At 73.3% G+C, this 6685-nt stretch carries 6 protein-coding genes and 1 pseudogene; 3 read left to right on the forward strand and 4 right to left on the reverse strand.

Annotated elements, in window-relative coordinates; genetic code table 11:
• From AB0I76_RS19370 to AB0I76_RS19380, 3 genes and pseudogenes are all read right to left on the reverse strand, one after another.
• A pseudogene (locus AB0I76_RS19370) lies at positions 1-901 on the reverse strand (hypothetical protein); the annotation flags it as partial.
• Between the two features lie 40 nt (positions 902-941).
• On the reverse strand, positions 942-1217 hold the full coding sequence (locus tag AB0I76_RS19375) for a hypothetical protein (RefSeq protein ID WP_357037076.1): 276 nt from the start codon (positions 1215-1217) through the stop codon (positions 942-944).
• A 22-nt stretch (positions 1218-1239) separates the two neighbouring features.
• Complete coding sequence (locus AB0I76_RS19380) at positions 1240-1638, reverse strand: DUF2267 domain-containing protein (protein WP_357037080.1); 399 nt, start codon at positions 1636-1638, stop codon at positions 1240-1242.
• A 145-nt stretch (positions 1639-1783) separates the two neighbouring features.
• Here AB0I76_RS19380 and AB0I76_RS19385 point away from each other — a divergent pair, with 145 nt between their 5' ends.
• Positions 1784-3331: a PP2C family protein-serine/threonine phosphatase gene (locus AB0I76_RS19385; RefSeq protein WP_357037082.1), complete on the forward strand. Its 1548-nt coding sequence runs from the start codon at positions 1784-1786 to the stop codon at positions 3329-3331.
• A 22-nt stretch (positions 3332-3353) separates the two neighbouring features.
• On the opposite strand, the gene AB0I76_RS19390 is transcribed toward AB0I76_RS19385, so the two are convergent.
• A complete protein-coding gene (locus AB0I76_RS19390; RefSeq protein WP_357037085.1) occupies positions 3354-4814 on the reverse strand; it encodes an SDR family NAD(P)-dependent oxidoreductase in 1461 nt (486 codons plus the stop codon).
• 172 nt (positions 4815-4986) lie between these two features.
• On the opposite strand from AB0I76_RS19390, the gene AB0I76_RS19395 reads away from it, so the two are divergent.
• Together AB0I76_RS19395 and AB0I76_RS19400 are read left to right on the forward strand one after the other, a co-directional pair.
• The gene (locus tag AB0I76_RS19395; protein WP_357037088.1) at positions 4987-6012 is read left to right on the forward strand and encodes a hypothetical protein; all 1026 of its coding nucleotides are present in this window, start codon (positions 4987-4989) and stop codon (positions 6010-6012) included.
• A 40-nt stretch (positions 6013-6052) separates the two neighbouring features.
• A partial coding sequence (locus AB0I76_RS19400) for an alcohol dehydrogenase catalytic domain-containing protein (RefSeq protein WP_357037091.1) occupies positions 6053-6685 on the forward strand: 633 nt, incomplete at its 3' end.

Genomic DNA, 6685 nt, shown 5'->3' on the forward strand with positions numbered 1-6685 from the left:
CGGCGATCGACGTGACCGGGTCCGGGGACGTGGCGCCGGCCGGGCTCGGTGGGTCGGTGGCGACGGGAGTCGACGTGCCGGCCTCGGCCCGGTACGGCGGGTCGGTGGACGCGGCGGTGAGCACTCCGGTGATCCCTGCCGCGGCGACGACGACCAGGACGGCGACCGCGCTCAAGCGGCGCTCCGGCCGCCGGGCGGTGAGCGGCGCGTCCGCCGGTCGTGCGGGCAATGGTGGCACCGGTCGGGTGGTCTCGTGAGCGGCGAGAGAGGCGTCGATGTCGGCGATGACGTCGGCACGGCGCCCGGTGGCGGCGGCGAACGCGAGGGTGAGGTAGAAGCGGACGTTCACCACCGTGGCGGGTGGCGCCAGGAGCCCGGCCAGGCGGGGCTCACCGGTGCTGTGCAGCAGCGACAGTGGAGTGTCGGTGTGGTGCGCGAGCCCGGTGACGTCGGCGTGCCGCCATTCGCGCTCGCCGCCCGACCCGGAGAACGTGACCCGCTGGTCGGTGACCAGGAGGGTGCCGTCATCGACGATCCGGAGGCCCCTCGGTGTGCCGCGCCCACCCGCGGTGGGTCGTACGCCGATCGTCACGCCGGGCGCCGGCAACCCGACGGCGTGCCGTGCGGGAACCTCGACCAGCCGCACGCCCGGCACGACGCGGTAGACCATCTCGTGGTCGGCGAGCGGCACCGGCAGGCCGGCGCCGGACGGCAGGTAGCCCTGGAAGCCGGCCGCCTCGATCCGCAGCCGGGCGAGGTGGTCGTGGTGCCGCTGCCAGGTCGAAACGGCCTGGTCGTACACGCGTTGCCGCCGGTCGTCCTCCCGGCGGGACCACCTGGTCCGCCAGCGGGCTGGGTCTCCGGTCGGCGGGTCGTCGATGACCGCTGATCTGGCCGTCACATCCGATACAACTGACGATGGCCGATGAAGGACACGACGGTCAGTCCCGGCGGTCCTCGTCCGGCGTCGGGATCTCCTGGTTCTGCTCCACGGCGTCCGCCGTGCCGATGTCGCCGCGTACGGCGTCGGCGACGTCGGTCCGGTCGCTCGGGGCAGCCAGGACGCCCTGCTCCGCCAGGTCCGCCTCGGTCGCCTCCGGCACCGCGTGGGACACCGTGTCGGTCGGTCCCACCACCGTCTCGTCCTGTCGTTGTTCCTGCGCGTCCGCCTCGGACGCCTGGCCCACCAGGTCGGCGTCGTCCCGGTTCACAGCCATCACGGTTCCCTCCGGGCGATCGTCAGGCCTGCCGGCGGACGAACGGCGCGGTCTGGTCGGCGACGTCGCCGTACTCCGCCGGCAGTTGCGTCACCACCTGTTCGTAGTCGGTGGGGTCGAGGGCGTCCCGGAGGACGTCGAAGACCGCCGTCACCCCGTCCCGCGCCCGGTCCGGGTCGAGGTCCGCGCGACCGCTGACCCGCGCGACGAACACGTCGAGGCCGAACCGCTCGGCGGTCTCGCTGCCACCGAAGGCGTACGCCCGCAGGTCTCCGGGCAGGTGGTCGGCCAGGTCGCGTGCCTCGCCGCCGTCGATCCGTTCGGCCAGGGTGGTGAGCGTGGCCCGTGTGACGGCGGCGGCCTGCTCCGACGACATCCCGGAACGCGTCGCCACCTGGGCGACGAACTCGTTGTCGTTCACTGTGCGGCCTTCCTCTCGCCGGTGGGCCAGGCGAATTCCCCGGCTCGACGTCGGCAAACAGGGCCGGCGGTCGCCGACCGCGGCCGGACGGCACCGGGGTCGGCCGGACAGCCGTGGCGCCACCACGAATGACTAGGCTGCTCGCATGGTCGACCATGGCGTGCCCGGCGAGCATGCCGCCGTGACGCAGCCGGGCACCTCGACCGTCGAGGCGGTGCGGGAGATCCTCTCCGCGATCCCGGCCGGATGCACCTGGCTGCTGCCGGTGACCTCGGCCGACGGCCAGGTCGTCGACTTCCGGGTCGCGGCGACGAGCGACCGGGGTGACGTCTACGGCCGGGGTGCCGGGCGGGTCGGGGGACTGCTGAGCGAGTTGTACCCCGCTGTCGTGGACGGCCCCCTGTGGCACGTCTACCACGAGGTGCTGGCGAGTGGGGAGTCGCGCCGACTCCCCGACTTCCGGTACGCGGGCAGGCGGGCGGGCGTCGTCGCGGACTCCCTGTTCGACGTGACCGCCCACCGGGTCCTCGGCGGCATCCTGGTGTCGTGGCAGCGCCTGGACGAGGACCGGCGCCGGCTGGAACATACCGAACTGCTGGGCAACCTGGGCTGGGCCGAGTACGACGTGGTCACCGGGACCAGGGAGTGGTCGCCGGGGCTGTACCGGATCGTCGAACGCGACCCCGGCCTGGGTCCGCTGTCCCGGGCTGAACAGTCCGCGGCCGTCGTGCCGGCCGACGAGGGACTGCGCGAGGCGGCCTGGCAGACGCTGGACAGCGGCGCGTCCTCCGACGTCACGGTGCGCTTCCGGGCCGGTACGTCCATGAAGTACCTGCGGATCCTCTCCGACGTCGCCCGGGACGCCGAGGGAGCCCCGCTGAAGATCTACGCGGTGGTGCAGGACGTCACGGCACGGGTGGACTCGCGCTCCGCCATCGAGCGCCTCAGCGACCAGCTGCGGACCCGCGAGATCACGGCCCTGGCCGAGCACCGTCTCGCCGGGCAGTTGCAGAGCCTGATCCAGCCGGTGCCGCGCGAGCCGGTGCCGCTGGCGGGTGTCGAGGTTCTGGTCGGTTACCTGCCGGCCGAGCGTCTCGTCCAGGTCGGCGGCGACTGGTACCACGCGCAGACCCTGCCCGACGGGTCGGTCGCGCTCGCGGTGGGCGACGTCGCCGGGCACGGGCTGGAGGCGGCGAGCGGTATGGCCCACCTGCGGTTCGCCCTGGTGGCGTGGCTGTCGATCGGCATCCGGGATCCGGGCGTGCTGCTCGGCCACATGAACCGGCTCTGCCGTCAGCTCGACATCACCGGCACCGCGGTGATCGCCTTCTACGACGCCTCGACCCGGTCGTTGTGCTGGGCCCAGGCGGGCCATCCGCCCCCACTGTTGTCCCGTGCCGGGACCACCACCACGCTCGACCGTCCGCCGGGCCTCCTGCTCGGCGCCGACCCCCACGCCACCTACCCGGTGGTCACGGCCCGGCTGCGGACCGGTGACCTGCTCCTGCTCTACACCGACGGGCTGGTGGAACGGCGCTCCGCTTCCGGCGACCTGTTGGCCGGGGTGATGCAGGCGTTGTCCGCCCTGTCCCGGAACCCGGGAGATCAGACGCTGCCCCGGCTCCGGGACCTGGTGCACCAACCCAGCCCGGACGACGACACCTGCACGTTGGCCGTCCGCGTGCTGCCCTGACAGCTCCTGCTCCGCGGCCCCGTCACCAGGCGCAGGGTGCGTAGTCCTTGAGGAAGCACCCGTACAGGTCCTCGCCCTGTTCGCCGCGGACGATCGGGTCGTACACCCGGGCCGCGCCGTCGACCAGGTCCAGCGGGGCGTGGAAGCCGGCGTCGGCCAGCCGCATCTTCGTCGGGTGGGGTCGCTCGTCGGTGATCCAGCCGGTGTCGACGCTGGTCATCAGGATGCCGTCGGTCAGCATCTCCTGCGCGCTGGTCCGGGTCAGCATGTTCAGCGCGGCCTTGGCCATGTTGGTGTGCGGGTGCCCCGGGCCCTTGTAGCCGCGGCCGAACTGGCCCTCCATCGCCGACACGTTCACCACGTACTTGCGGCGGGCGGTCGCCGCGGCCATCGCCGGTCGTAGCCGGCTCACCAGGACGAACGGCGCGGTCACATTGCACAGCTGCACTTCGAGCAGCTCGACCGGGTCCACCTCGTGCACCCGCTGCACCCAGCTGTTGACCGGGTCGAGGTCCGGCACCAGGCCGCCGGCGTCGATGGCGGTGGCTGCCGCGATCCGCTCCGGCGAGGCGGACCCGCTCGTCAGCGCCAGCGCGGTGAGCGCCTGCGGAGTGATCGCGACCGACTGCGGCGACGTCGTCAGGCTGCCCACCGGATCGTCCCGGCCGACCGGCTTGGCGAACGTGATCATCTCCGGCAGCGGCCCGTCCGGCAGGGCCGCCGCCTCCGCGGCGACGAGGTGCGCGTACGCCCCGGCCGTGCGACGGACGGTCTGCGCCGCGTTGTTGATCAGGATGTCCAGCGGCCCCTGCTCCGCGACCGAGTCGGCGAGGGCGATCACCTGGGCGGGGTCACGCAGGTCGATACCGACGATCCGCAGGCGGTGCAGCCAGTCACCGCTGTCGGGCATCGCGGCGAACCGGCGGACCGCGTCGTGCGGGAACCGGGTGGTCACCGTGGTGTGCGCACCGTCACGCAGCAGCCGCAGCGCGATGTACATGCCGATCTTCGCGCGGCCGCCGGTGAGCAGTGCGCGCCGCCCGGTGAGGTCGGTGCGGGCGTCGCGGCGCTCCCGGTTGAGTGCGGCGCAGGGCGGGCAGAGCTGGTGGTAGAAGGCATCCACCTCGTGGTAGCGCTGCTTGCACACGTAGCAGCCGCGCGGGTTGTGCAGGAAGCCGGCCGTGGCGCCCGCCGTGGGGGAGGCGAGCGGGACGCCCTGGGTCTCGTCGTCGATCCGGCCGGGGGCGCCGGTGGCGGTGGCTGCCGTCACCGCGCGGTCGGCCGCCGCGATGGCGTTCCGCCGTTCCTCGCGTCGCCGTTGCTTGATCACCTTGTAGAGCCTCGCGGTGGCCCGCTGCACCCGTACGACGTCCGGGTGATCGGAAGGCAGGTCCTCCAGAGCCTCGAAGACACTGAGGCAGGTCTCCAGCTGGCTTCGGTCGATGCCGGTCTGGCTGCTGTCGGTGATGTCGTCCGCCGTCATTCGTTACGTCTCGTCCCGTTCCTGTGCCGGGTCCTCCCGGCCCACCCCTCGTCCGACCGGGAACTGTACGCACCTCACGACCCCGGACGCATCCCTCGGTCGTTCGTCAGCCCGGGACCGCGAGCTGCCGGAACCGGCCCGGGTGACGGAGAGCACCGCTAGCGTCGGGACCATGCCCGCCCGTCCGTCCCGCTGGTCCAGGCCGCTCCGGGTACTGGAGGCGCCGTCGTACCTGCAGGCGTTCGTGCTCTCCGGCGTGGTCACGGTGCTGGTCACCCGTGCCTATCTCCAGGCGGCCGACTATCCGCAGCTCGGCGGGGGTGGGCTGCACATCGCGCACGTGCTGTGGGGCGGCGTCCTGATGACGGCCGGCCTGGGGGCCGCGCTGGTCTTCCTCGGTGGTGCGGCGCGGAGCCTCGGCGCGGTTCTGGGCGGCATCGGGTTCGGGCTCTTCATCGACGAGGTGGGCAAGTTCGTCACCGCCGGGACCGACTACTTCTACGCCCCGGCCGCCGGCATCATCTACGGCGCCTTCGCCCTGCTGGTGGTGATCACCCAGGCCCTCCGGGGGCGGGTCCGGCTCTCCGGCCCGGAGCGGACGGCGAACGCCCTGTACGGCGTCGTCGGTGGGCTCCGCACCGGCCTCACCGACGATCGTCGAGCGGCGGTGGCCCGGCTGGTCCGCGGGTGCGGCCCGGACGTCGAGGAGGGGGTGGCCCGGCTGCTCGACGCGGTGCCTCGGCGCGAGCCACCCGGCTCCCGCTTCTGGCAGCCCTGGCTCGACCGGGCCCGCCGGGCGGTGGTCTGGGTGACCACCCACCGGTGGGTGGTCGCGCTGGTGGTGCTCTACCTCGTCGGCGAGCCGTTCGTCGTCGTGGGGAACGTCCTCCTGGACGCGGTCACCGGCCAGTTGGACGACCAGCGGGAGTGGCGTGCGGTGCTCGGGGTCTCGGCCTCGGCACTGATCACCGTGGTGCTCAGCATCCGTGGGGCGTCGCTGCTGCCGCGCGACCGGGTGCGGGCGTTCCGGCTGTTCAAGCTCGCGCTCCTGGTGGACCTGCTGTTCGGGCAGATCTTCAGTTTCACCGTCAACCAGTTCGGGGCGCTCTCCGCGCTCGCGGTGGACCTCTTCCTGCTCGCCGTGGTGACCGCCGAGTACCGCCGGCTCTGCCGGCAGGCACCGGCTGCCGGCCCCTGACGTTCGCCGACCATGGCCTCGGCGTGTGACGATGCGGTTCATGCGTGCAGTGGTCTTCGACGAATTCGGTGCCCGACCCGAGGTCCGGGACGTCCCGGACCCGGTCCCGCCGTCGGGGGGCGTGGTCGTCCGCGTCGAGGCGACCGGGCTGTGTCGCAGCGACTGGCACGGCTGGCAGGGACACGATCCTGACATCCGCCTGCCACACGTTCCCGGCCACGAGTTCGCCGGCGTGGTCGCGGCGGTCGGCCCCGGCGTACGCGGCTGGCGGCCCGGCGACCGGGTCACCGCGCCCTTCGTCTGCGCATGTGGGCAGTGCCCGACCTGCCTGGCGGGCGACCAGCAGGTCTGCGAGCGGCAGACGCAGCCGGGCTTCACCCACTGGGGCTCGTTCGCGGAGTACGTGGCGGTGCGGAACGCCGACGTCAATCTGGTCCGGCTCCCCGACGAGCTGGACCACCCGGCCGCGGCGGCGCTGGGCTGCCGCTTCGCCACGGCGTTCCGGGCCGTGGTCGGCCAGGGGCGGGTCGCCGCGGGCGAGTGGGTGGCGGTGCACGGGTGCGGCGGCGTGGGGCTCTCCGCCGTGATGATCGCGGTGGCGTGCGGCGCGCGGGTGGTGGAAGCCGGCTCACCCGTAGACGCCGCGGGCCAGGTCGCGCACGATGCGGCCGCT

It is taken from the genome of Micromonospora sp. NPDC049799, assembly GCF_040656655.1.
In the GTDB taxonomy this organism is placed as follows: Bacteria; Actinomycetota; Actinomycetes; order Mycobacteriales; family Micromonosporaceae; genus Micromonospora.